At 69.5% G+C, this 21,906-nt stretch carries 22 protein-coding genes; 21 read left to right on the top strand and 1 reads right to left on the bottom strand.

Features of this window, described 5'->3' with window-relative positions; all coding sequences use genetic code 11:
* The gene (locus AC3IPM_RS18900) at positions 1-1,020 is read right to left on the bottom strand and encodes a chorismate transformation FkbO/Hyg5 family protein (RefSeq protein ID WP_489301772.1); all 1,020 of its coding nucleotides are present in this window, start codon (positions 1,018-1,020) and stop codon (positions 1-3) included.
* 110 nt (positions 1,021-1,130) lie between these two features.
* Here AC3IPM_RS18900 and AC3IPM_RS18895 point away from each other — a divergent pair, with 110 nt between their 5' ends.
* The 21 genes from AC3IPM_RS18895 to AC3IPM_RS18795 all read left to right on the top strand — a co-directional run bounded on the left by AC3IPM_RS18895 (position 1,131) and on the right by AC3IPM_RS18795 (position 21,876).
* Positions 1,131-1,865 (top strand): beta-ketoacyl synthase chain length factor, encoded by a 735-nt coding sequence (locus AC3IPM_RS18895; RefSeq protein WP_489301771.1) that lies wholly within the window; start codon positions 1,131-1,133, stop codon positions 1,863-1,865.
* Positions 1,858-2,658 carry a lysophospholipid acyltransferase family protein gene (locus tag AC3IPM_RS18890; RefSeq protein WP_489301770.1) on the top strand — a complete coding sequence of 267 codons (801 nt, stop codon included), beginning with the start codon at positions 1,858-1,860 and terminating at the stop codon, positions 2,656-2,658. The genes AC3IPM_RS18895 and AC3IPM_RS18890 overlap by 8 nt, the downstream gene beginning before the upstream one ends.
* The gene (locus AC3IPM_RS18885; RefSeq protein ID WP_489301769.1) at positions 2,645-2,905 is read left to right on the top strand and encodes a phosphopantetheine-binding protein; all 261 of its coding nucleotides are present in this window, start codon (positions 2,645-2,647) and stop codon (positions 2,903-2,905) included. The genes AC3IPM_RS18890 and AC3IPM_RS18885 overlap by 14 nt, the downstream gene beginning before the upstream one ends.
* Before the next feature lie 19 nt (positions 2,906-2,924).
* The gene (locus AC3IPM_RS18880; RefSeq protein WP_489301768.1) at positions 2,925-3,182 is read left to right on the top strand and encodes an acyl carrier protein; all 258 of its coding nucleotides are present in this window, start codon (positions 2,925-2,927) and stop codon (positions 3,180-3,182) included.
* A gap of 22 nt (positions 3,183-3,204) precedes the next feature.
* Positions 3,205-3,756 carry a COG4648 family protein gene (locus tag AC3IPM_RS18875; RefSeq protein WP_489301767.1) on the top strand — a complete coding sequence of 184 codons (552 nt, stop codon included), beginning with the start codon at positions 3,205-3,207 and terminating at the stop codon, positions 3,754-3,756.
* Positions 3,749-5,437, top strand: coding sequence for an ApeI family dehydratase (locus AC3IPM_RS18870; RefSeq protein ID WP_489301766.1), 1,689 nt, complete (start codon positions 3,749-3,751; stop codon positions 5,435-5,437). The genes AC3IPM_RS18875 and AC3IPM_RS18870 overlap by 8 nt, the downstream gene beginning before the upstream one ends.
* Positions 5,430-6,215, top strand: a complete 786-nt coding sequence (locus AC3IPM_RS18865) for a glycosyltransferase family 2 protein (RefSeq protein ID WP_489301765.1) — start codon at positions 5,430-5,432, stop codon at positions 6,213-6,215. The genes AC3IPM_RS18870 and AC3IPM_RS18865 overlap by 8 nt, the downstream gene beginning before the upstream one ends.
* Positions 6,212-7,159, top strand: a complete 948-nt coding sequence (locus AC3IPM_RS18860; protein WP_489301764.1) for a lysophospholipid acyltransferase family protein — start codon at positions 6,212-6,214, stop codon at positions 7,157-7,159. Before AC3IPM_RS18865 ends, AC3IPM_RS18860 begins: the two co-directional genes overlap by 4 nt.
* Positions 7,149-8,696 (top strand): HAL/PAL/TAL family ammonia-lyase, encoded by a 1,548-nt coding sequence (locus AC3IPM_RS18855; protein ID WP_489301763.1) that lies wholly within the window; start codon positions 7,149-7,151, stop codon positions 8,694-8,696. The genes AC3IPM_RS18860 and AC3IPM_RS18855 overlap by 11 nt, the downstream gene beginning before the upstream one ends.
* Entirely contained in the window at positions 8,683-9,105 is a 423-nt protein-coding gene (locus AC3IPM_RS18850) for an acyl-CoA thioesterase (RefSeq protein ID WP_489301762.1), read from the top strand. Before AC3IPM_RS18855 ends, AC3IPM_RS18850 begins: the two co-directional genes overlap by 14 nt.
* Positions 9,102-9,737 (top strand): outer membrane lipoprotein carrier protein LolA, encoded by a 636-nt coding sequence (locus AC3IPM_RS18845; protein ID WP_489301761.1) that lies wholly within the window; start codon positions 9,102-9,104, stop codon positions 9,735-9,737. The genes AC3IPM_RS18850 and AC3IPM_RS18845 overlap by 4 nt, the downstream gene beginning before the upstream one ends.
* Before the next feature lie 19 nt (positions 9,738-9,756).
* The gene (locus AC3IPM_RS18840; RefSeq protein WP_489304216.1) at positions 9,757-12,087 is read left to right on the top strand and encodes an MMPL family transporter; all 2,331 of its coding nucleotides are present in this window, start codon (positions 9,757-9,759) and stop codon (positions 12,085-12,087) included.
* A gap of 59 nt (positions 12,088-12,146) precedes the next feature.
* Positions 12,147-13,418 carry an NAD(P)/FAD-dependent oxidoreductase gene (locus AC3IPM_RS18835; RefSeq protein WP_489301760.1) on the top strand — a complete coding sequence of 424 codons (1,272 nt, stop codon included), beginning with the start codon at positions 12,147-12,149 and terminating at the stop codon, positions 13,416-13,418.
* The gene (locus tag AC3IPM_RS18830; protein ID WP_489301759.1) at positions 13,406-13,957 is read left to right on the top strand and encodes a DUF3261 domain-containing protein; all 552 of its coding nucleotides are present in this window, start codon (positions 13,406-13,408) and stop codon (positions 13,955-13,957) included. The genes AC3IPM_RS18835 and AC3IPM_RS18830 overlap by 13 nt, the downstream gene beginning before the upstream one ends.
* Positions 13,954-15,141 carry a beta-ketoacyl-[acyl-carrier-protein] synthase family protein gene (locus tag AC3IPM_RS18825; RefSeq protein ID WP_489301758.1) on the top strand — a complete coding sequence of 396 codons (1,188 nt, stop codon included), beginning with the start codon at positions 13,954-13,956 and terminating at the stop codon, positions 15,139-15,141. The genes AC3IPM_RS18830 and AC3IPM_RS18825 overlap by 4 nt, the downstream gene beginning before the upstream one ends.
* Positions 15,142-15,143: 2 nt before the next feature.
* Positions 15,144-15,599 carry a hotdog family protein gene (locus AC3IPM_RS18820; protein ID WP_489301757.1) on the top strand — a complete coding sequence of 152 codons (456 nt, stop codon included), beginning with the start codon at positions 15,144-15,146 and terminating at the stop codon, positions 15,597-15,599.
* Positions 15,596-16,327, top strand: coding sequence for a 3-oxoacyl-ACP reductase FabG (gene fabG / locus AC3IPM_RS18815; RefSeq protein WP_489301756.1), 732 nt, complete (start codon positions 15,596-15,598; stop codon positions 16,325-16,327). Before AC3IPM_RS18820 ends, fabG begins: the two co-directional genes overlap by 4 nt.
* Positions 16,327-17,568, top strand: a complete 1,242-nt coding sequence (locus AC3IPM_RS18810) for a beta-ketoacyl-ACP synthase (protein ID WP_489301755.1) — start codon at positions 16,327-16,329, stop codon at positions 17,566-17,568. The genes fabG and AC3IPM_RS18810 overlap by 1 nt, the downstream gene beginning before the upstream one ends.
* 78 nt (positions 17,569-17,646) lie before the next feature.
* Positions 17,647-18,084: an excinuclease ATPase subunit gene (locus AC3IPM_RS18805; RefSeq protein WP_489301754.1), complete on the top strand. Its 438-nt coding sequence runs from the start codon at positions 17,647-17,649 to the stop codon at positions 18,082-18,084.
* 197 nt (positions 18,085-18,281) lie between these two features.
* Positions 18,282-18,548, top strand: coding sequence for a YcgL domain-containing protein (locus AC3IPM_RS18800; RefSeq protein ID WP_489301753.1), 267 nt, complete (start codon positions 18,282-18,284; stop codon positions 18,546-18,548).
* Positions 18,541-21,876 (top strand): ankyrin repeat domain-containing protein, encoded by a 3,336-nt coding sequence (locus AC3IPM_RS18795; protein WP_489301752.1) that lies wholly within the window; start codon positions 18,541-18,543, stop codon positions 21,874-21,876. The genes AC3IPM_RS18800 and AC3IPM_RS18795 overlap by 8 nt, the downstream gene beginning before the upstream one ends.
* Positions 21,877-21,906: the final 30 nt, after the last annotated feature.

The following is a 21,906-nucleotide window of genomic DNA, read 5'->3' as shown; positions in this document are numbered from 1 at the left end:
TCAGGCGTGCAGGCCTTCGATTTCCACCAGCAGTTCGGCCCGGCACACTTCGGCGTGCAGCACCACGAAGGCTGGTGCGCCCGGCAGCGTCGCCATCCGTGCCGCCACCGCCGGCATGTCCTCGGCGCGGCGCACATACACCTTCAACACCGAGCCGGCGCCCAGCTGCGGTGACAACGCGGGCCGCTGGCGGCGCGCCGCATCGACCAGGCTCTGCAGGTTGGTCAGCGTCTCGTTGAGCTGTTCATCCACCGCCTCGCTGTGCTGGGACACATGGCCCACGATCGCCGCCGTGCCCGACTGCAGCAGCGGCAGCCCGGTCGCCGGCGGTGCCAGCAACGCGCGCGAGAAACTCGGCGATTGCGGCCCGTACTGGCGCGGGTAGCGGAACGCGCTCACCTGGCGTGGGTTTTCCAGCGGCTGCCCCGGTTCGCGCCCGGCCAGCCAATACACCTGCAGGCGGCGGTCGCCGTCGAAACGCCCGATGCAGGTCGCCGCCGGCAACGCGGCCTCGTCCAGTTCGCGCAACCCGCGGACGCGGCCGACGCAGAAGCGCCGGTAGCGCTCCTGGTCGCCCTCACCCTCGGTGACGGCGTCGAGGTAGTTCCAGGTCCGCAACAGGTGCGGGAATCCACAACGGGACAGGAAGCTGCTCATCCGCGCGTAGGCATCGGCCGCGGCGGCCTCGATATCGCCGTCGACCTCCTCGATCTCCAGCACCCCGAACAGCAGCGCGGCGTTGTGTGCCCAGCGCACGTCGTCGGTGACGCCGTGTTCGACCGGGTGGCTGCTGCGCCAGATCTCGATCTGCGCCGGGCCGCATTCAGCCAGCGGCACCTGCACCTGGCGCGGGTCGGGCAGCGAGGCCGCGCGCGCGCCGAAGCTGAACACCGCCAGCGTGCACGGGTCAGCCAATGCCGCCCCGGCCTGGTCGGCCGCCGCATAGTGCGCGCTGAACAACGGCGCGGTGGGAATCGAAGCGACCTGCGCCGCTGGCGCCGTGTGGATCGTGCTGCTCATTTCAGATTGTGAATGCTGCCAGTGCCGAGGTTGTCATGATAGCGTGCGCTCCTTTCACGGCGTCCCTGCGGGTGCCGGACGATGTTGAAGCCGGGCGCGGGGCGGCGTGAATGATCGAGTTTTCAGTAATGGAGTGGTCGGCGTGGGCGCCAGGCCTGACCAGCCGCGAGGCGTGGCAGTCCTGGGCGCAGGCACCGACCTTGCCGCACGGCGAGGACACCCCCGCATTGGCCGAGATTCCGGCCATGCAGCGGCGTCGTATCGAACGCCTGGGGCGCATGGCCATCCAGGCCGCCTGCTGGTGCGAGCAACCCGATGACGCCGGCCAGGTGCCGCTGGTGTTCGCCTCGCGGCACGGCGACGTTGCCCGCTCGATGGAACTGCTGGACACCTTGAGCAACGACAGCGGCATGTCGCCCACCGCCTTCGGGCTGTCGGTGCACAACGCCGTGGCGGCGCTGTATTCGATCGCCCGTGGCCACCGCGGCAACTACCTGGCCCTGGCCGCTGGCCGCGCCACGGTCGAGGCGGCGTGCGTGGAAGCGTTCGGCCTGCTTGCCGATGGCGCGCCGGAAGTGCGCGTGGTGGTCTACGAATCGCCGCTGCCGCCGATCTACAGCGATTTCGCCGACGAGCCGGACCCGTACTTCGCCTGGTGCTGGCGGCTGGGCAAGGCCGACCGCCCGGGCACCCGGATCTCGCTGGGCTGGGACCCCGCCACGGCCGACAGTGGCCCCGGCGCCTTGCCGCACAGCCTGGACGCGTTGCGCTTCCTGCTGTCCGGCCAGCCCGCGCTGCAGTTCAGCAGCGACGGCCAGCAATGGACCTGGCAGCGCCATGGCTGAGCGCTGGGCCCGCCTCGACCATGCCTGGCGGGTGCTGGGCACCGGGCTGAGTTTTGCCGTCTTCGGGATCGGCGGGCTGCTGCTGGGCGGGCTGCTGTTCCCGCTGCTGTTTCTGGTGCGCGACACCGCGCGCCGGCAACGGCTGGCGCGGCGGCTGGTCCAGTTCAGTTTCGCCAGCCATGTCGGGCTGATGCACCGGCTGGGGGTGATGACCTATGAAATCCGTGGCGGCGAACGCCTGCAGCGCGACGGCCTGCTGATCCTGGCCAACCACCCGACCCTGATCGATGTGGTGCTGCTGATCGCCCAGCTGCCCAACGCCGACTGCGTGGTGAAACGGGCCGTGGCCTGCAATCCGTTCATGCGTGGGCCGGTCCGCGCCGCCGGCTATGTGTCCAATGACGACGGTGCCGGGCTGATCGATGACTGCATCGCCGCGGTCAAGGCCGGCGGCACCCTGGTGATCTTCCCGGAAGGCACCCGCAGCGTGCCGGGACAGCCGCTGCGCCTGCAGCGCGGGGCCGCCAATATCGCCGTGCGCGGCCGGCTGGACATCACCCCGGTCACCATCCGCTGCAGCCCGCCTACACTGACCAAGGGCCAGAAATGGTATCGTGTGCCCTCACGGCGCTTTCACGTTCAGCTGGAAGTCGGGGAAGATATCCCGATTGCCCCGTTCCTGACGGGGACCGACGACCCGCCCAGGGGGGATGCCTTGGCGGCCAGGCGTGTGACCGATCATCTTGCCCATTACTTCGATACCGCTGGAGAACCGAGCCGTGCAGGCACTTGAGCACGAGATCAAGGAATTGATCATTTCATCGCTTTCGCTGGAAGACATCACTCCTGACGATATCGATCCGGCGGCTCCCCTGTTTGTCGAGGGGCTGGGCCTGGATTCGATTGACGCGCTTGAACTTGGATTGGCCCTGCAGAAAAAGTACGGTGTCAGCCTGTCCGCGGACTCGGAAGAGACCCGTCGCCATTTTTCCAGCGTGCGTGCATTGAGCGAGTTTGTCGCCGCACGCCAGCCGACGTAACGCTGCGTCAGGATTTGCCATGACCAAGACCGAACTTTTCGAGCGTATCGTCAAGATCCTCAAGGACAGCTTTGAGATCGAGCCGACCCGCATCACCCCCGAGGCGCGTCTGTACGACGACCTGGACATCGACAGCATCGACGCTGTCGACCTGATCGTGCAGCTCAAGCCGCTGCTCGGCCGCAACCTGCAGCCGGAAGCCTTCAAGGCGGTCCGCACCGTGCAGGACATCGTGGATGTGGTGCATGGGCTGCTGCCCGGGCAAGCGGCCGCCTGACGGCTGCCGCTGAAGACTGACCATGGTCCGGGTCCGCGTCGCGGCGTTTGCGGTGCTGTCGCTGGCCTACCCGGTGGTGGTGTACCTGTCGCTGGGCCGTTTCGAGCCACGCTGGCTGTCGCTGCTGCTGTTCGGCCTGGCCGCGCTGCGCGCGCTGACCACCCGTCAGCCGGTGTGGTGGGTGGCCGCGATGGGCACCGGGGTGCTGGCGCTGGTCGCCACCGCCTTCAACCAGGCCTTGCCGTTGAAGCTGTACCCGGCGCTGGTGAATGCGGTGATGCTGGTGATCTTCGCCACCAGCCTGCGCTTCCCGCCCAGCGCGGTGGAACGCCTGGCGCGTCTCGGTGAACCGGACCTGCCGCCCTTTGCGGTGATCTATACGCGCCGCGTCACCTGGGTGTGGTGCGGTTTCTTCGTTCTCAATGGGGGCCTGGCCCTGGCAACGGCGCTGTGGGCGTCCAACCAGGTCTGGGCGCTGTACAACGGATTGTTGGCCTACCTGATGATGGGTGTTCTGTTTGCCGGTGAATGGCTGGTGCGACTGCGGGTGAAAGCGGCGCACGCGCATGGCTGAGTGGATCGCACTGGACCAGCTGGCGCTGCGGCCGCACCCGGCGCGCGTGGTCGGTATCGACGCGGGCGGTGCACCCGTCACCCACCCGCAGTTCCGCGCGCAGGTGCTGCGCTGGCAGCAGGCCTTCGCGCGCGCCCCGGGGCGCGACTGGGCCCTGTACTTCGATGACACGCTGGCCTTTGCCGCCGCCCTGCTGGGCGCGTGGCACGCTGGCAAGCGGGTGTTTCTTGGCGGCGACAGCCTGCCGGCCACCCTGGAAGGGCTGAGCCCGCGCGTGGCCGGCTTCGCCGGTGACGTGCCGGCGCGCTGGACCCCACTGCAGGCCGATGCCGAGGTGGGCCCGGCCACGGTGCTGCAGGCGCTGGACGAAGACGAGCTGGAACTGGTGGTGTTCACCTCCGGCAGCACCGGCGCGCCCAGTGCGATCGTCAAACGCATGCGCCAGCTGACCCGCGAAGTGGATGCGCTGCAGGCCGCCTTCGGCGAACAGCTGGAAGGCGCGCAGGTGCACGGCACGGTCTCGCACCAGCACATCTACGGCCTGCTGTTCCGGGTGCTGTGGCCGCTGGTGGCCGGGCGCCCGATCCAGCCGCGTCGCTTCTTCCACGAAGACCTGGTCAGCGCGCTGGCGCAGCAGCCTTCGGTGCTGGTGGCCACCCCGGCCCACCTCAAGCGCCTGCCCGAGCAGCTGGACTGGTCCGCGCTGGCCGGCCAGCTGCGCGCGGTGTTTTCCTCCGGTGGGCCGCTGCCCGAGGACGCGGCCCTGCAGGCACGCGCGCTGCTCGGCGTGGCCCCGACCGAAGTGTTCGGCAGCAGCGAAACCGGCGGTATCGCCTGGCGTCGCTGGAGTGCCGAACAGCCGCAGTGGCACCCGCTGCCGGGCGTGTCCTGGCGGATCGACGATGGCTGCCTGGCGGTGTCCTCGCCGCACCTGGAGAGCGCTGCCTGGTGGCAGACCCAGGACCGGGTGGTGGCCGATGCCGGGCGCAGTTTCCGCCTGCTCGGTCGCGCCGACCGCATCGTCAAGATTGAAGAGCGCCGGGTCTCGCTGGATGCACTGGAACAGCAGCTGCGCGGCCATGCGCAGGTGCAGGACGTGCGCGTGCTGGTGCTGCCGGGCGCCCGTGAGCAGCTGGCCGCCGTGGTGGTGCCGGCGCAGCCGGGCGTAGCGCAGTGGGACGAGGCCGAGCGTCGTCGCCATGCGCAGGCGCTCGGCGCGCATCTGGCGCACAGCCACGATGCGGTGACCCGGCCACGGCGCTGGCGCTTCGTCGATGAACTGCCGATCAATGCGCAGGGCAAAGTCACCGCAGCGGCGCTGGCCGCGCTGTTCCGGCCGCTGCTGCCGGCGGCCCAGTGGCAGCAGCGCGAGGCCAACCATGCCGTGCTGGAACTGCCGCTGGACCCGGAGCTGGTCGCCTTCGACGGTCACTTCCCGCAGGCGCGTATCCTGCCCGGCGTGGTCCAGCTGGACTGGGCGATCCACTACGGGCGTGAAGCCTTCACGATGCCGCCGCTTTTCGAACGCATGGACGCGCTGAAGTTCCAGCATGTCGCGCGCCCGGGCGATCGCCTGCAGTTGCGCCTGGACTGGGACGCGGTGAAATCGGTGCTCAGCTTCCGCTACGTGTCCGACCACGGCGTGCACGCCAGCGGCCGGGTGGTGTTCGGCGATGCGTGAAACCCCTGGCATCGATCTGCCGGCGGCCGCCTTCGCGCCGCTGGTGGTGATTCCCGTGTACGACCACGAACACGCGATCGGCGCGGTGGTGCGTGGCGTGCTGGCCAGCGGCGTGCCGTGCCTGCTGGTGGATGATGGCTCGCAGCCGTCCTGCGCCCGCGTGCTGGACGCGTTGGCACAGGCGCATGCGCCGCAGGTGGCCTTGCTGCGCCTGCCGCGCAACCAGGGCAAGGGCGGGGCGATGCTGGCCGGGTTCGCCGAGGCCGCGCGGCGCGGGCACAGCCACGTGCTGCAGATCGACGCCGATGGCCAGCACGACAGCGCCGATATCCCACGCTTCATCGCCCTGGCCCAGGCGCACCCGCAGGCGGTGATCTGCGGTATTCCGGCCTATGACGCCAGCGTGCCCAAGGCGCGCCTGTACGGTCGCTACGCCACCCATATCTGGGTCTGGATCAATACCTTGTCGCTGCACATCCGCGATTCGATGTGCGGGTTCCGGGTCTATCCGCTGGCACCGGTGACACGCCTGGTGGGCGAGGAAACCATCGGCCGGCGCATGGATTTCGACAGCGAGATCCTGGTGCGGCTGTTCTGGCGCAACGTGGCGGTGATCAGCGTGCCCACCCGGGTCACCTATCCCAGCGATGGCGTGTCGCACTTCGATGTGTGGCGCGACAACGTGCGCATCAGCTGCATGCACACGCGCCTGTTCTTCGGCATGCTGCGCCGCGCGCCGCGTCTGCTCTGGCAACGCACCGTGGCTGCAGGCCGATGAGCACGCCTGCCTCCAACGGCAGCCCGCACTGGGCCGATCTTGGCGAAACCACGTCGGCCGCCGGGGTGTTGTTCCTGTGCTGGGTGCACCGCTGGTTCGGGCGCTGGCCCTTCCGGCTGTGCGTCTACCCGGTGGTGCTGTGCCACTGGTTGGGCAACCGCGTGGCACGCCAGTCCTCGATGCAGTACCTGCAGCGGCTGCAGGCCCACACCGGTGTGCTCGGCGCTGCCCCCGGCCGCTGGCAGAGCCTGAAACACTTCGCGCTGTTCGCCGATACCCTGCTGGACAAGCTGCTCGGCCTGGGCGGGCGCTATCCGCCCGAACGCATCCGCCTGCAGCGCGACCTGATGCTGGAAAAGATCGCACGCCGCGAGGGCGGGTTGATCCTCACCGCGCACATCGGCTGCCTGGAGCTGTGCCAGGTGCTGGCCGAACAGGTCCCCGGTTTCCGCATCACCGTGCTGGTGCACACCGCGCACGCGCAACGCTTCAACCGGTTGATGCAGCGGCTGGATCCGCTGGCGTCGGTGGAGCTCATGCAGGTCACCGACATGGGCCCGGCCACCGCAGTGGAACTGCAGCGCCGGGTCAAAGAGGGCGGCTTCGTGGCCATCGTCGGCGACCGCGTGCCGCTGCGTGGCGGGCGTACCGTGCCGGCACCGTTCCTGGGCCATGTGGCGCAGTTCCCGATCGGCGCCTACGTGCTGGCCTCCGCGCTGGCCTGCCCGGTGTACACCATGGCCTGCCTGCACGACGGCGACGGCTACCGTGTGCGCTTCGAGCATTTCAGCGACCGCATCGTGCTGCCGCGCGGCTCGCGTGACGCCGCGCTGACTGCGCAGGCCGAACATTTCGCCCGGTGGCTGGAAGTTCAGGTCACCCAGGCACCCTTGGACTGGTTCAATTTCTTCCCCTTCTGGGATCAGGCATCTCATGGCAAGTAAGTCACCCGATATCCGCTTCGGCGATGCGCCGCTGACCATCGAAGACGTGGTCGCGCTGTCGCAGCGCCAGGCCCAGGCCGTGGTCAGCGACGACCCGGCCTTCCAGGCGCGCATCCAGAAGGGGGCCGACTTCCTCGACCGCCTGCTGCGCGAGGACGGCGTCATCTACGGGGTGACCACCGGCTACGGCGATTCGTGCACGGTCAACATCCCGCCGGCGCTGGTGGCCGAACTGCCGCACCACCTGTTCACCTACCACGGCTGCGGCCTCGGCCGGTTCCTGGACCCGCAGGAGACCCGCGCGGTGATCGCCGCGCGTCTGGCCTCGCTGGTACGCGGCATGTCCGGCGTGAGCCATCCGCTGCTGCAGGGCCTGGCCACGCTGCTGCGCCACGATGTGCTGCCGCTGATCCCGGCTGAAGGCTCGGTCGGCGCCAGTGGCGACCTCACCCCGCTGTCCTACGTGGCTGCGGTGCTGTGTGGCGAGCGCGAGGTGATGTACCAGGGCGCGCGCCGCCCGGCAGCCGAGGTGCTGGCCGAGATCGGCATGACCCCGCTGCGGCTGCGCCCCAAGGAAGGCCTGGCGATCATGAACGGCACCGCCGTGATGACCGCGCTGGCCTGCCTGGCCTATGACCGCGCCGACTACCTGACCAAGCTGGCCACGCGCCTGACCGCCTTCAACGTGCTGGCCAGCGACGGCAACGCGCACCATTTCGATGAAATGCTGTTCGCGGCCAAGCCGCACCCGGGCCAGATGCAGATTGCCGCGCGCCTGCGCGAGGACCTGCACAGCGACCGCCCGCCACGCAACGAGCAGCGCCTGCAGGACCGTTACTCGCTGCGCTGCGCGCCGCACGTGATCGGCGTGGTGCAGGACGCGTTGCCGTTCCTGCGCCAGCTGATCGAAACCGAACTCAACAGCGCCAATGACAACCCGCTGATCGATGTCGAGGGGGAACGTATCCTGCACGGCGGTCATTTCTATGGCGGCCATATCGCCTTTGCGATGGATGCGCTGAAGACCACCATCGCCAACCTGGCCGACCTGCTCGACCGGCAGATGGCGCTGGTGGTGGACGCGCGTTTCAATCATGGCCTGCCCGCCAACCTGTCGGCCGCCAGCGGTGAGCGCGCGGCGATCAACCATGGCCTCAAGGCGCTGCAGATCAGTGTCTCGGCCTGGACCGCCGAAGCGCTCAAGCAGACCATGCCGGCCTCGGTGTTCTCGCGTTCGACCGAATGCCACAACCAGGACAAGGTCAGCATGGGCACCATCGCCGCGCGCGATTGCCTGCGCGTGATCGAGCTGACCGAGCAGGTGGTCGCCGCGTTGCTGATCACTGCCCGCCAGGGCGTGGCGCTGCGCCAGCGGGTGGGCATGAAGGCCAGCCTGCACGGCGCGCTGGATGCGATGTACCAGGACCTGTGCGCGCGCATCGCGCTGATCGAGGAGGACCGCGCGCTGGACACCGAGCTGCGCGCCCTGCTTGAGGACATCCGCAGCCAGCGCTGGAGCCTGTATGACCAGCCCTGAACTCAGCGGTGAGATCACGCTGTCGCCGACCTTCCACGATTGCGATCCGATGCACGTGGTCTGGCACGGCAACTACTTCAAGTACTTCGAGGTCGCGCGCTGCGCACTGCTGCAGCGCTACGACTACGACTACCCGCAGATGCGCGACTCCGGCTACCTGTGGCCGGTGGTGGATGCGCGGGTGAAGTACATCCGCCCGTTGCTGTACGGCCAGGCGCTGCGTGTGCGCGCGACCATCACCGAGTGGGAAAACCGCTTGAAGATCGCCTACGAAATCCTCGATGCCGACAGTGGTGCGGTGCTCACCCGCGCCCACACCATCCAGGTCGCGGTCGACGCGACCACCAACGAAATGCTGTACCTGTGCCCGGCGATCCTGTGGGAGCGCCTTGGAGTGGACGCCCCATGATCAAGATCCTGCGCACGTTGCATGTGCTGTTGCTGCCCCTGTTGCTGGCCGTGGCGACGCCGTCGCTGGCCGCCCCGGCCGCCGATGTCGACGCGGTCAAACAGCGCGTGGCCAAGGTGAGCGTGCTGCGCGGTGCGTTCAGCCAGGAAAAGCAGGTGGCCGGGTTCAAGAATCCGCTGCGCTCGCAGGGCCGTTTCGTGCTCGCCCAGGACCACGGCGTGGTCTGGAGCACGCTCAAGCCGTTCCCCTCCGAAGTGGTGGTCACCCGCGACCGCATCCTCAGCCGCCAGCATGACGGCAGCAGCCGAGTGGAACTGGATGGCCGCCAGCAACCGGCGATGCGCTCGGTCAACGCGATCATGTTTGCACTGATGAGCGGTGATGCGCAGGCACTGTCGGCGCAGTTCACGGTCAAGGTGGAGACGCTCCCGGACAACGGCTGGCGCATGCAGCTCCATCCGCGCTCGGCGATGCTGGGCAAGGTGTTCACCGCGCTCACACTCAGCGGCGACCGCTATGTGCGCAGCGTGGAGATCGTGGAGGCCAACCAGGACGTCACCCGCATCCAGTTCAGCGGCATGAGCGAGACGCCGGCGCAGCTCAGCGCCGACGAGGGCCGCAAGTTTGAATGAGTCGTTGAAGACCGCCTTGATGGCCGACGGCCGCCTGCAGCGCGTCTGGCGCTGGCTGGCCGTGCTGTGGCTGCTGGTGCTGATCGGCCTGGGCGCGCAGCAGTGGCACCTATGGAAAAGCGAAGCGCGCATCGATACCGACATCCTGGCGCTGTTGCCGCAGGATGCACACGACCGGCTGCTGTCCGATGTGACCCGGCGCATCGCCGATGCCAACGCGCGCCAGATCGTGGTGCTGCTGGGCAGTGCGGACGCGGCGCAGACCAAGGCAGCCGAACAGGCGTTCCGTGACACCCTGCGTGACAGCGCGCAGGGCAAGGCGCTGCTGCAGGAAAGCGGCTCGATCGAAGGCTGGTTCGAGCAGGCGCGCACGTTCTACGCGCCGTACCGCGACCGCCTGCTCACCACCACGCAGCGCCAGCGCCTGCAGGACGATTCGACCGATGCCCTGTCCGAATCGGCGCTGGCCGCGCTGTACGGCCCGATGGGGGCGCCGCGCCTGACGCAGTGGCGACAGGATCCGCTGTCGCTGTGGCCGCAGTGGTGGCAGGAGCGCGCGCTCGGCTCGGGGCTGCAGATGGGCGATGACGGCCTGCTCGAGGCCGACGGCAAGCACTGGTCCATCGTGCAGTACGACACCGTGGGCTCGGCCTTCCAGCTCGATGGCGAACGCCATATCGACGCGCTGCTGGAGGAGGCCGCCGCTGCTGCGGGCACGCATGCACCCGGTCTGGAAATCCTCCGCGCCGGCGTGCCGCTGCATGCCGAGGCGGCCGCGGTACAGGCCAATCGCGAGATCAACACCATCGGCTGGGGCTCGCTGGCCGCCGTGCTGCTGCTGGTCTGGCTGGCGTTCCGCTCGCTGCGCCCGATCCTGCTGGTGGGCGCTTCGCTGCTGATCGGCTGCGGGGTGGCGCTGGCGGTGACGGTGCTGGTGTTCGGCAAGGTGCACGTGCTGACCCTGGTATTTGGCGCGTCGCTGGTCGGCGTCGCCGAGGACTACGGCATCCACTGGTTCGCCTCGCGCCAGGCCGAACCGGCCGACCGCCGCTGGAAGCTGCTGCGGCATCTGCTGCCAGGCCTGTGGCTGGCGCTGCTGACCAGCGCGCTGGCCTACCTGGCGCTTGGCCTGGCACCGTTCCCGGGCCTGCGCCAGATGGCGCTGTTCTCGGTGGTCGGGCTGGCCGCCGCATTCCTGACCGTGATCTTCTGGTTCCCGTGGCTGGATGGCGGGCAGATCCGCACCACGCGCTTCGCCCGGTGGCTGGGCAGCACGCTGGAGCGTTGGCCGCGCCTGCAGGGGCGCAGGACCGTGGTCTTCCTCGGCGTGATCGCGCTGCTTTCGGCGTTCGGCATGACGCGGCTGACCAGCAATGATGACCTGCGCAGCCTGCAGTCCTCGCCGCCGGCACTGATCGCCCAGCAGATCCGCATCAGCCAGATGCTGGGCCTGCCCAGCCCGGCGCAGTTCTACCTGGTGCAGGGCGACACCGCCGAGCAGGTGCTGCAGCGCGAAGAGGCCCTGATCGAGCGTCTGCGTGTATTGGCTGCCGACAAGCAGATCGGCGGCTACCGCGCGATCAGCGAGTGGCTGCCGTCGGTGCAGCGCCAGCACGCCGATGCCGCACTGACCGCCAAGGTCGAGCCGCAGGTGCTGGAGAAGGTCGGCGCGGCCGTCGGCGAGCCGCTGCTGCGCCCGGACTACGCCGCCCAGGATCTGCAGGCCGAGGCCTTCCTGGCCTCGCCGGCGGCGATGCCGTTCCGCCACCTGTGGCTGGGCAAGGTGGGGCAGGGCATGGCCTCGGTGGTGATGGTGGATGACCTCTCGCGCGCCGATGGGCTGAGCCTGCTGCAGGCGCAGGCCAAGGGCATCGACGGCGTACGCTGGGTGGATCGCACCGCCGATTTCTCCAAGCTGCTCAAGCACTACCGCAAGCTGATGAGCGTGCTGCTGCTGGTCGGGATCGTGCTGGTGTTCGCGGTGCTGTACTGGCGCTACCGCGCGCAGGCCTGGCGCGTGTTCGCCCCGACCCTGGTGGCCGGCGCGCTGACCCTGGCCCTGCTCGGGCTGTTCGGGCAGCCGCTGCAGCTGTTCAATATCCTGGCCTTGATGCTGCTGCTGGGTATGGGCATCGACTACGGCATCTTCCTGGTGGAACACCGGGGCGATGCCAGCGCCTGGCTGGCGGTGTGCGTGGGCGCGGCCAGCACCTGGCTGTCGTTCGGCCTGCTCGGCCTGTCGGCGACGCCGGCGCTGCGTGCGTTCGGTTTGACCCTGCTGTTCGGCATCGGCCTGGTCTGGCTGATCTCGCCGTTGTTCCGCCCACCACCGCACGATGCGGCGCACTGAGCACGCCCTGTCCGGGCAACCCGCCTTGTCCTCTCACCTCTTTGATCAAGGAAGTATCGATGAACCCGCAAGTGGCTGAATCCGCCTCCGCGCAGGCCGCGGTGGAACGTACGGAAATCCTCGTGATCGGTGCCGGCCCGGCCGGCTCGGTGGCCGCGGCGATGCTGCGCCAGCAGGGCCGCCAGGTGCTGATGCTGGAGCGCCAGCACTTTCCGCGGTTCTCCATCGGCGAGAGCCTGCTGCCGCAGAGCATGGAGTACATCGAAGCGGCCGGGCTGCTGCAGGACGTGGTCGAGGCCGGGTTCCAGTACAAGAACGGCGCCGCGTTCGTGCGCGGCGAGGCCACCACCGAGTTCGACTTCCGCGACAAGTTCTCACCCGGCTGGGGCACCACCTACCAGGTACAGCGCGCCACCTTCGATGACGTGCTGGCCCGTGGCGCCGAGCGCATGGGCACCACGCTGCGCTTTGGCGACGAAGTGCTGGCCGTCGAGCCCGGCCGCCCCGCACGAGTGCAGGTGCGTCGCCCGGACGGCAGCGAGTACGTCATCGAAGCCGGTTTCATCCTCGATGCGAGCGGTTTCGCGCGTCTGTTGCCGCGCCTGCTGAAGCTGGAGTCGCCGTCCAACTTCCCGGTGCGCGGGGCGATCTTCTGCCACGTGCGCGACCACATTCCCGCCGATGCCGGCTTTGACCGCAACAAGATCCTGATCACCACCCATCCCGAGCACGTGGACGTGTGGTACTGGACCATCCCGTTCTCCAACGGCTGCTGTTCGCTGGGCGTGGTGGCCGAGCCGAGCTTCTTCGCGAAGTACCCGGGCAGCGACGAAGACAAGCTGCGCGCCATCGTCGGCGAAGACCCCAACCTGACCCGTCTGCTGAAGAACGCCGAATGGGCGGTGCTGCCGGTGCGCACCATCACCGGGTATTCGGCCAACGTGTCTTCGTTGTGGGGTGAGGGCTACGCGCTGCTCGGCAACGCCGGCGAATTCCTTGACCCGGTGTTCTCCTCCGGGGTGACCATCGCCTTCAAGTCCGCGCAGCTGGCCAGCGCCTGCCTGGCGCGCGAGCACGCCGGTGAAACGGTGGACTGGGAACAGGACTATTCCATCCCGCTGCGCGCCGGGGTGAAGACCTTCCGCCGCTTCGTGGAGGCCTGGTATGCCGGTGGCTTCCAGAAGATCATCTACCACCCCGATCCGCAGCCGGACGTGCGCCGCATGATCTCCTCGATCCTCGCGGGCTACGCCTGGGATACCCAAAATCCGTACGTGGCCGATGACAGCGGTCGGCGCCTGCGGGTGCTGGAGGAACTGTGCAGCGCCTGATCGCAACCCTGTTGCTGTGCCTGCTGCTGGCGTCCTGCGCAAGCACCGGCATGCCCGCGCCGAAGGTGCAGCTGCCCACCCTGCAGCTGGCGCCTGCGGCCTTGCCGCAGCCGCTGCAGTTGCAGCAACGCCTGCAGTTCCGCTTCGGCAGCCACGAGCGCGAGCTCGACGCGCTGCTGGAAGCGGACGGCGAGCAGGTGCGGTTGGCGGTGCAGGCCATGGGCCAGACCGGCGTGCGCATGGTCTGGGACGGGCACACCCTGGAGCAGACCCGCGCGCCATGGCTGCCGCCGCAGGTGCGCGGTGAGCGGGTGCTGGATGACCTGCAGTTCGCGTTGTGGCCGGCCGCGGCGATCCGCGCGGCCTTGCCCAGCGGCTGGAGCCTGCGCGAAGACGGCGACGTGCGCAGCCTGGAGTTGCAGGGCACGCCCTGGCTGGTACGCGAACCGCTGCCCGACGGGCGCGTGCGCCTGCGCAACCTGGCCGAGGGCTACGAACTGGTGATTGAATCGTTGGACATGGGACACGCGCAACCGTGAGCAGCAGTGCGATCTATTTGAATGAACTGGGCGTGGTCTGCGCACTCGGCGCCGATCGTGCACAGGTGCGCGCAGGTCTGTTCGCCGACCAGCCCGGCGGCCTGCACGACAACGACACGGTCATGCCCGGGCGTCGCCTGGCGCTGGGCGAGGTCCGCGCCGCGCTGCCCAGCCTGGAAGCACTGCCGGTGGCGTTGCGGGGGCGCAACAACGCGCTGCTGGAATGCGCGCTGCTGCAGATCCGCCCGGCAGTGGATGCAGCGATCGCGCGCTATGGCGCCGAGCGCGTCGCCGTGATCATCGGCACCAGCACGTCGGGCATCGGCGAGTCGGAGAATGCACTGCGCACGCAGCACCAGCACGGCCACTGGCCGGCCGACTTCCACTACGCACAACAGGAGATGGGCAGCCCGGCGCGCTTCGTGCGCGAGCGCATCGGCAGCTGCGGCCCGGCCTGGACGCTGTCCACCGCGTGCTCCTCCAGCGCCAAGGCGCTGATGTCGGCCGCGCGTCTGCTGCGTGCCGGGGTGGTGGATGCGGTGGTGGCCGGCGGTGCGGATTCGCTGTGCCGGTTCACCGTGGCCGGTTTCAGCGCGCTGGAGTCGGTTTCGGCGGCGCGCTGCAACCCGTTCTCGCTGCATCGCAACGGCATTAACATCGGCGAAGGCGCGGCGCTGTTCGTGATGACCCGTGAGCCTGGCCCGGTGCAGCTGTCCGGCTGGGGCGAATCGTCCGATGCGCACCATATGTCTGCGCCCGATCCGCAGGCGCGTGGCGCCATCGATGCGATCCAGCAGGCGCTGCAGCGCGCCGGGCTGACCGCCGCGCAGGTCGACTACGTGAACCTGCACGGCACTGCCACCGGCCACAACGATGCCATGGAGAGCCAGGCGGTGGCGGCCGTGCTCGGTACCGGCGTGCCGGCCAGTTCGACCAAACCGCTGACCGGGCACACCCTGGGCGCGTCGGGGGCAATCGAGGCGGCGCTGTGCTGGATGACTCTGGCCGACAACCCGCTCCAGCAGCTGCCACCGCACTGGTGGGACGGCGTGGCCGACCCGGCACTGCCCGCGCTGGCGCTGGTTGCCCCCGGCGCCCGTGCCGCGCGCGCGCCGCAGCACGTGCTCAGCCATTCGTTCGCCTTCGGCGGCAGCAATGCCGTGCTGGCCCTGGCGCGGGGTTGAGCATGTGGCTGCCCGATGACATCGATGCGGTGCTGCCCCACCGCGACAGCATGCGGCTGATCGACCGGGTGATCGCCTGGCAGCCCGAGGCGATCGTGGTCGAGGTTGATGTGCCTGCCCACGGCCTGTTCAGCAGCCCGCAGGGCGTGCCGGCCTGGGTCGGGGTGGAATACATGGCGCAGGCGATCGCCGCCTGGGCCGGGTGCCGCGCGCGCCAGGCCGGGGCGGAGCCTTCGATCGGTTTTCTGCTTGGCACCCGCCGCTATACCGCGCACCAGCCGTACTTCACCCCGGGCAGCTGCCTGCGGGTGGAGGCGCAGTGCGAGCTGATGGGCGAAAATGGGTTGGGCATGTTCGCCTGCCGGATCCTGGCAGGCACGACCGAATTGGCAGTCGCCAACGTATCCGTGTTCGAACCACGCGATGCGATGGCCTATCTGGAGAGTGGAGAGGCATGACAGGGAATTTGACAGTGCTGGTGACCGGCGCCAGCCGCGGCATCGGCCGCGCCGTGGCGCTGCGGATCGCGCGCGACGGCTTCGACGTGGTGGTGCATTGCCGCAGCCGCGTGGAGGAAGCACAGGCGGTGGTCGCACAGATCCAGGCGTTGGGGCGACAGGCCCGCGTGCTGGCGTTCGACGTCGCTGATCGCGATGCTGCGCGCACCGCGCTGGAGGCTGACGTCGAGGCGCATGGCGCCTACTACGGCGTGGTCTGCAATGCCGGCATCGCCCGCGATGGCGCCTTCCCGGCGATGCCCGCCGAGGACTGGGACGCCGTGGTGCATACCAACCTGGACAGCTTCTACAACGTGCTGCACCCGCTGGTGATGCCGATGGTGCGCCGGCGCAAGCCCGGCCGCATCATCACCCTGTCCTCGGTATCGGGGCTGGTCGGCAACCGCGGGCAGACCAACTACAGCGCGGCCAAGGCCGGGATTATCGGTGCCACCAAGGCGCTGGCGCTGGAACTGGCCAGCCGCGCCATCACCGTCAACTGCGTGGCGCCGGGCCTGATCGAGACCGAGATGGTCAACGAGGAAGTGGTCGAGCACGCGCTCAAACTGATTCCCGCCGGGCGCCTGGGCCAGCCGGAGGAGGTCGCCCACGCGGTGTCCTTCCTGCTGTCCGAGTCGGCCGGCTACATCACCCGCCAGGTGATTTCGGTCAATGGAGGCATGGTCTGATGAGCCGAACCGATCGTCGCGTCGTGGTCACCGGCGCTGCCGCGCTGAGCCCGTTGGGGCATGACTGGGCCAGCATCCGCGAGCGCCTGCATGCACGCACCAATGCCGTGCGCTACATCCCCGAGTGGGAAGTGTTCGACGGGCTCAATACCCGCCTGGCCGCCCCCGTGCAGGATTACGACCTGCCTGCCAACTACAACCGCAAGACCACCCGCAGCATGGGCAAGGTGGCGGTGATGTCGGTGCGCGCCACCGAACTGGCGCTGGAAGCGGCCGGCCTGCTCGGCCACCCGGTGCTGCGCAGTGGCATGGCCGGCGTCGCCTATGGTTCGTCCTCGGGCAGCCACGAAGCCACGGCCGAGTTCGGCCGGATGCTCCACGAGCACACCACCGAAGGCATCAGCGCCACCACCTACCTGAAGATGATGAGCCACACCTCGCCGGTCAACATCGGGGTGTTCTTCGGTTTGTCCGGGCGGGTCTACACCACTTCCAGCGCCTGCACCTCGGGCAGCCAGGGCGTGGGTGCGGGCTATGAAGCCATCCGCAGCGGCAAGCAGCTGGTGATGGTCACCGGCGGCGCCGAGCAGCTCGATGCCACCGCCGCGGCCGTGTTCGACACGTTGTTCGCCACCAGCGTGCGCAACGAGGCGCCGCAGACCACGCCCAGCCCGTTCGATGCCCACCGCGACGGCCTGGTGCTGGGCGAGGGCGCCGGTACCCTGATTCTGGAAGAGCTCGAACACGCGCAGGCGCGCGGGGCCACCATCCTCGCCGAGGTGGTCGGCTACGGCACCAACAGCGACGGCCAGCACGTCACCCAGCCCAGCGCCGACACCATGGCCCAGGCGATGCGGTTGGCGCTGGACGATGCCGGCCTGCAGCCGGCGCAGATCGGTTACGTCAACGCCCACGGCACCGCCACCGACCATGGCGACATCGCCGAGACCCAGGCCACCGCACAGGTGTTCGGGCCCACCCTGCCGATCAGCTCGCTGAAAAGCTATGTCGGCCACATGCTCGGGGCCTGCGGTGCGTTCGAGGCGTGGCTGACCATCGAAATGATGCGCGAAGGCTGGTTCGCCCCGACCCTGAATCTGCAGCAGGTCGATCCGCGCTGTGGCGCGCTCGATTACATCCGGGGCGAGGGCCGCCGCCTGCAGACCGACTACGTCATGAGCAACAACTTCGCCTTCGGCGGCATCAACACCTCGTTGATCTTCCGTCGCTGGCAGGACTGAAAGCCGTAGCCCACCCGTCGCCGGCGGGCTGTGTCCCCCCTGTGTCATTCCGCGCCCTACCAACAAGGAGAAGTTTGAATGCGTCGTTTTGCCCTGATCGCCACCACCGCGCTGCTCGCCCTGGCCAGCACCGCCCAGGCCCGTGACACCCGCGTTGAACAGTCGCTGCGCGAACTGGTCAATTCCCAGGCCGCCCGCGATGCCGGAATCGATGGCAGCGTGCGCTTCTACCTGGCCGGGGAGAAGGTCAACGTCCAGCAGCGCCTGGGTGAGGACGTGACCAACAAGAAGACCAACGCCGCCAACAAGTCCGACGAGGACGCCTGCCGCTGGGTCGCCCTGTCGGCGCTGCGCGCGCTGCAGGATGGCGCCAAGTCGCGCGGCGGCAACGCCGTGGTCGACATCGTCAGCTACTACAAGAAGAACGAGTTCAAGAGCAGCACCAACTACGAATGCTATGCCGGCACGCTGATGGCCGGTGTTGCGCTGAAGGGCACCTACGCCAAGGTGAAGTAAGGCCCTTGGCGGCCACCGTTCCACTGGAGCGGTGGCCGCGCGCAGCCGCCGCGCCACCTGAACAACGCCGCGACATTGATGAACCTGAATCTGCCGCGCGCCGGTAAACCGCCGCCGCGCGCGTGATGCGGCTTTCCCCCTTGCCTGCTTTACTCCACAATCATCCCACTCTCTCCCAGGGCCAAGCCCCGCGGGCAATGCAAGCCTACGTCTACAAAAGCCAACGCAAGCAGGACACCTTCGTCTACCTCGCCGTCCGCGACGACTTCAACGCCATCCCCGATGCGTTGAAAGCCACGCTGGCGCCGTTCGCATTCGTGCTCGAAGTTGCCCTCACTCCCGACCGTCGCCTTGCCCTGGCCGACGCCGCGCAAGTGCGCGCGAACCTGGCCGAGCGCGGATTCCACCTGCAGCTGCCACCGCCCCCGGTCGCGCCCGTGCGGGTGCCGCGCCGCAATGACTGAATCCCTGCGCTCCCGCGCCCTGGCCACCGCGTTCGGCGTCGGCGCGCTGCTGGCGCTGGCCAGCGTGCTCGGCGGCATCCCGGGTGCGTTGGGCGCCGCGCTGGCCCAGCCGGCGTTCGCGCTGGGCGTGTCGTGGTGGCGGCGGACCCGTCCGGTCCCCGCGCTGGCGCAGCTGGCCCGTCAGGACGTACCGGCGCTGCTGGTGCCGTGGTTGGCCGGCCCGCTGCTGCTCGCCGCGCTGGTGGCCTGGCCGCTGGGCGCGTTGCACGACAGCGGCAGCCTGGCCGCGGTGCTTGGCCTGAGCGTTGCGGTCAGCGCCGCGCTGCTTGGGGTGTGGCGCACGTGGCCGTTGTGGAATGAACTCGAACGCAGTGACGGCAGCCTGAGCCGGCACTGGCAGGCCCTGTCCGGGCGTGACCTGAGCGCCTGGCGCGGGCTGGCCGTGGCCGCGCTGGTGGTGGCGGTCTGCGCGCTGGTGGTGATCCCGGCGTGGCCGGGCCTGGTCGCCGAGGGCCTGCGCTGGCCACTGGCCATTGCCGTGGTGGTGCTCTCGCCGTTGGCGCACCTGCTGCTGCAGTCGATCCCACCGGCCGATACGCTGGCCACGCGGACCCACCTCGACCTGGACAGCACGCCGGCCGATGCCTTCGCCGATGCCGCGCATCCGCCGCAGCCGCTGGAAGCGCTGGGCCAGCACGAACGCCTGCCGGCCCTGTATGAAGCCGCGCGCAGTGGCCGCGTCGACCGCGCCCTGCAGCTGCTTGCCGCCGGCGCCGACCCCTTCGGCGCGCCGGATCCGAACTGGCGCGACCAGCGCAGCCTGGTCGTGCTCGCCGCCGTGTTGCCGGACCTGCGCCTGCTGCGCGAGCTGATCGCGCGTGGCGTGGACATCAACGCCCCGCATCGCGGCATGACCCCGCTGCTGGCCGCCACCCGCGACAGCTGGCACGGTCGCCCCGAAGCGGTGATGACCCTGCTCGCCAACGGTGCCGATTCGCGCGCCGTGGATGGCGAAGGCAACACCCCCCTGCATCACGCCGCTCGCAGCTCCGACCCGGGCGTGGCCGCGCTGCTGCGTGACGCCGCCGCCGAAGTCGACGCGCTCAACCGGGAAGGCTGGTCGCCGCTGGCGGTGGCCTGCCAGGTCGGCAACTGGCGCCTGGCCAAGTTCCTGCTTGAACGCGGTGCCAAGACCGAGCCGGCCGAAGGCACGCCCGTGCTGCTGGCCGCGGCCGGCACCGAAGAAGACGATCCGGCCGGCGTGCAGCTGCTGCTCAAGCACAAGGCGCGCGCCGATGCGCGCGACCGCCAGCGCCGCAGCGCCCTGCATGAAGCGGCGTTGGCCGGCCACGTCGACATCATCGATGTACTGCTCGCCGCCGGTGCCAACCTGGAATCGCGCGACGCGCTGTCGCGCACGCCGTGGCTGGAAGCCGCGCGCGGTGGCCGTGCCGCGGTGATCGAACACCTGCTGCCGCACCAGCCCGAGCTCAACGCGGTGGATGGCGAAGGCCGCAACGCGGTCCTGCTGGCCTGCATGGCCGACACCGTGTCGCCGCTGCTGGTGCGCCGCCTGCTCGACCTGGGCATCGCCGCCGATGTGCCGGACCCGCAGGGCCGCCGCGCGGTGGATATCGCCGCCAGCGCCGGGCGCTGGGCAATTGTCTCGCTGCTCGACCGCAGCTACCCGCTGCCGGCCGCGGTCAGCGATGGGCTCACCGCCAGCAGCGATACCGACACCGGCACGTCTGCATTACCGGACCGCCCGCCGCTGGAGCTGCTGCGCGAAGCGCTGAGCTTCGGCAATGTCGATGGCATGGCTTCGCTGGCGCGGCTGTGTGCGCCGGAAGAACTGGGCGGCCTGCTGCACGATGCCGAACTGGCGCTGGATCCGCATGCGGTGGACTGGTTGCTGGCGCACGGCGCTGCCCCGGAAGTGCTGGATGCCTGCGCCGATACCCCGATGTTCGCGCTGCTGGCTCGCGGCATCGACGCCGTACCGGCGCTGCAGGTCCTGCTCCGGCGTGGCCTGTCGCCGGCTGGTCGTGGCGGCCTGGCCCGCCTGCTGAGCGCCTGCGCGCAGCACGACCACGCCTCGCGCGGGCTGGAACAGCTGGCGCTGGAACTGCTTGAACGCGGTGCTGATCCGTTCGCGCCGTCCCCGGCCGGCGATCCGCCGTTGTCGCTGGCGGTCCGGCTGGGCTGGCTGCGCCTGCAGCAGGCGCTGCTGTCGCTGGGCGTGGACCGCGAAGCCCGCGACAGCCATGGCATGACCGCGCTGCACCTGGCCACCGCGCTGGCCCGCGAAGGTTCGCTGAAGCTGCTGGTGCAACAGGGTGCCTCGCCGGAAGCGCGCGCCGCCGATGGCCAGACGCCGCTGGGCGTGGCGCTGTCGATCGGCCGCCGTGATCTGGCCGACTGGCTGGACTGGCGGGTGTGGCCGTTGCCGCGTCGCGCGCTGCGCGATGGCGACCTGCCAGCCGCGGCCATGGCCGGCGACGCCGATGCGGTGCGCCGCCTGATCGATCTTGGATTCGCGGTGGATGTGGTCGACGCGCAGGGCTGTACCGCCTTGCTGCGCGCCGCCGGCGGTGGCCAGCTGGCCGTGGTCGACCTGCTGCTGGCGCGTGGCGCCAACCCCCAGCACGCGGCCGCCAGTGGTGCTACACCGCTGTCGGCGGCGGTCAGCATGCGCCAGATCGACATCGTCTCGGCCCTGCTCGATGCCGGTGCCGAACTCGAATACCGCCTGCCGGGCGGGGTGACCGTGTTGATGCTGGCATCGGCGTTGGGCCTGCCCGACATCGTCGCGCGCTTGCTCACCGCCGGTGCCAACGTGCATGCCGGCGACGCCCAGCAACTGGGCCCGCTGCATTGCGCCGCGCTGTACGGCTTCAGCGCACGTGACCGTGCACGGCTGCTGGCGCTGCTGGACACCCTGCTGCTGGCCGGGGCCGAACCCGACCAGGCCGCCGCGGGCTCGGTCACGCCGCTGCTGCTGCTGCTCGGTGCGCGTGCCGAACCGGGCACCGCGTGCGATGAGCAGGTGGTGCTGGCTGCGGTCGAACGCCTGCTCGATGAAGACGTGTCGCTGGACGTGCGCGATCCGCGCGGCTTCGGCCCGCTGCATCTGGCCGCCCTGCACGGGCTGCCGCTGCTGGTGCAGCGCCTGCTGCGCGCCGGTGCCGACCCGGAAGTGCGCGATGCGCTCAACCGTAGCCCGCGCGAAATCGCGGTGATGCGCGGTTTCATCGACGTCGCCGGCGAGTTCGAACCCCGCGTCCCCGGCGTCTCGTCGATGGCCCGGTTCCTGCGCGACAACGGTTGAGCGAACGCGCTACCGATCCACGCGGCGACG

Source organism: Stenotrophomonas sp. GL_111 (assembly GCF_057835245.1).
This window is presented reverse-complemented; position numbering and strand designations above follow the sequence as displayed.

Coding starts and splice junctions, on each gene's coding strand:
- AC3IPM_RS18875 (WP_489301767.1), top strand. CDS start 3,205: ATGGTCCGGGTCCGCGTCGCGGCGTTTGCGGTGCTGTCGCTGGCCTAC.
- fabG (WP_489301756.1), top strand. CDS start 15,596: ATGACAGGGAATTTGACAGTGCTGGTGACCGGCGCCAGCCGCGGCATC.
- AC3IPM_RS18820 (WP_489301757.1), top strand. CDS start 15,144: ATGTGGCTGCCCGATGACATCGATGCGGTGCTGCCCCACCGCGACAGC.
- AC3IPM_RS18900 (WP_489301772.1), bottom strand. CDS start 1,020: ATGAGCAGCACGATCCACACGGCGCCAGCGGCGCAGGTCGCTTCGATT.
- AC3IPM_RS18860 (WP_489301764.1), top strand. CDS start 6,212: ATGAGCACGCCTGCCTCCAACGGCAGCCCGCACTGGGCCGATCTTGGC.
- AC3IPM_RS18850 (WP_489301762.1), top strand. CDS start 8,683: ATGACCAGCCCTGAACTCAGCGGTGAGATCACGCTGTCGCCGACCTTC.
- AC3IPM_RS18835 (WP_489301760.1), top strand. CDS start 12,147: ATGAACCCGCAAGTGGCTGAATCCGCCTCCGCGCAGGCCGCGGTGGAA.
- AC3IPM_RS18890 (WP_489301770.1), top strand. CDS start 1,858: ATGGCTGAGCGCTGGGCCCGCCTCGACCATGCCTGGCGGGTGCTGGGC.
- AC3IPM_RS18895 (WP_489301771.1), top strand. CDS start 1,131: ATGATCGAGTTTTCAGTAATGGAGTGGTCGGCGTGGGCGCCAGGCCTG.
- AC3IPM_RS18870 (WP_489301766.1), top strand. CDS start 3,749: ATGGCTGAGTGGATCGCACTGGACCAGCTGGCGCTGCGGCCGCACCCG.
- AC3IPM_RS18810 (WP_489301755.1), top strand. CDS start 16,327: ATGAGCCGAACCGATCGTCGCGTCGTGGTCACCGGCGCTGCCGCGCTG.
- AC3IPM_RS18855 (WP_489301763.1), top strand. CDS start 7,149: ATGGCAAGTAAGTCACCCGATATCCGCTTCGGCGATGCGCCGCTGACC.
- AC3IPM_RS18880 (WP_489301768.1), top strand. CDS start 2,925: ATGACCAAGACCGAACTTTTCGAGCGTATCGTCAAGATCCTCAAGGAC.
- AC3IPM_RS18845 (WP_489301761.1), top strand. CDS start 9,102: ATGATCAAGATCCTGCGCACGTTGCATGTGCTGTTGCTGCCCCTGTTG.
- AC3IPM_RS18800 (WP_489301753.1), top strand. CDS start 18,282: ATGCAAGCCTACGTCTACAAAAGCCAACGCAAGCAGGACACCTTCGTC.
- AC3IPM_RS18840 (WP_489304216.1), top strand. CDS start 9,757: ATGGCCGACGGCCGCCTGCAGCGCGTCTGGCGCTGGCTGGCCGTGCTG.
- AC3IPM_RS18805 (WP_489301754.1), top strand. CDS start 17,647: ATGCGTCGTTTTGCCCTGATCGCCACCACCGCGCTGCTCGCCCTGGCC.
- AC3IPM_RS18795 (WP_489301752.1), top strand. CDS start 18,541: ATGACTGAATCCCTGCGCTCCCGCGCCCTGGCCACCGCGTTCGGCGTC.
- AC3IPM_RS18865 (WP_489301765.1), top strand. CDS start 5,430: ATGCGTGAAACCCCTGGCATCGATCTGCCGGCGGCCGCCTTCGCGCCG.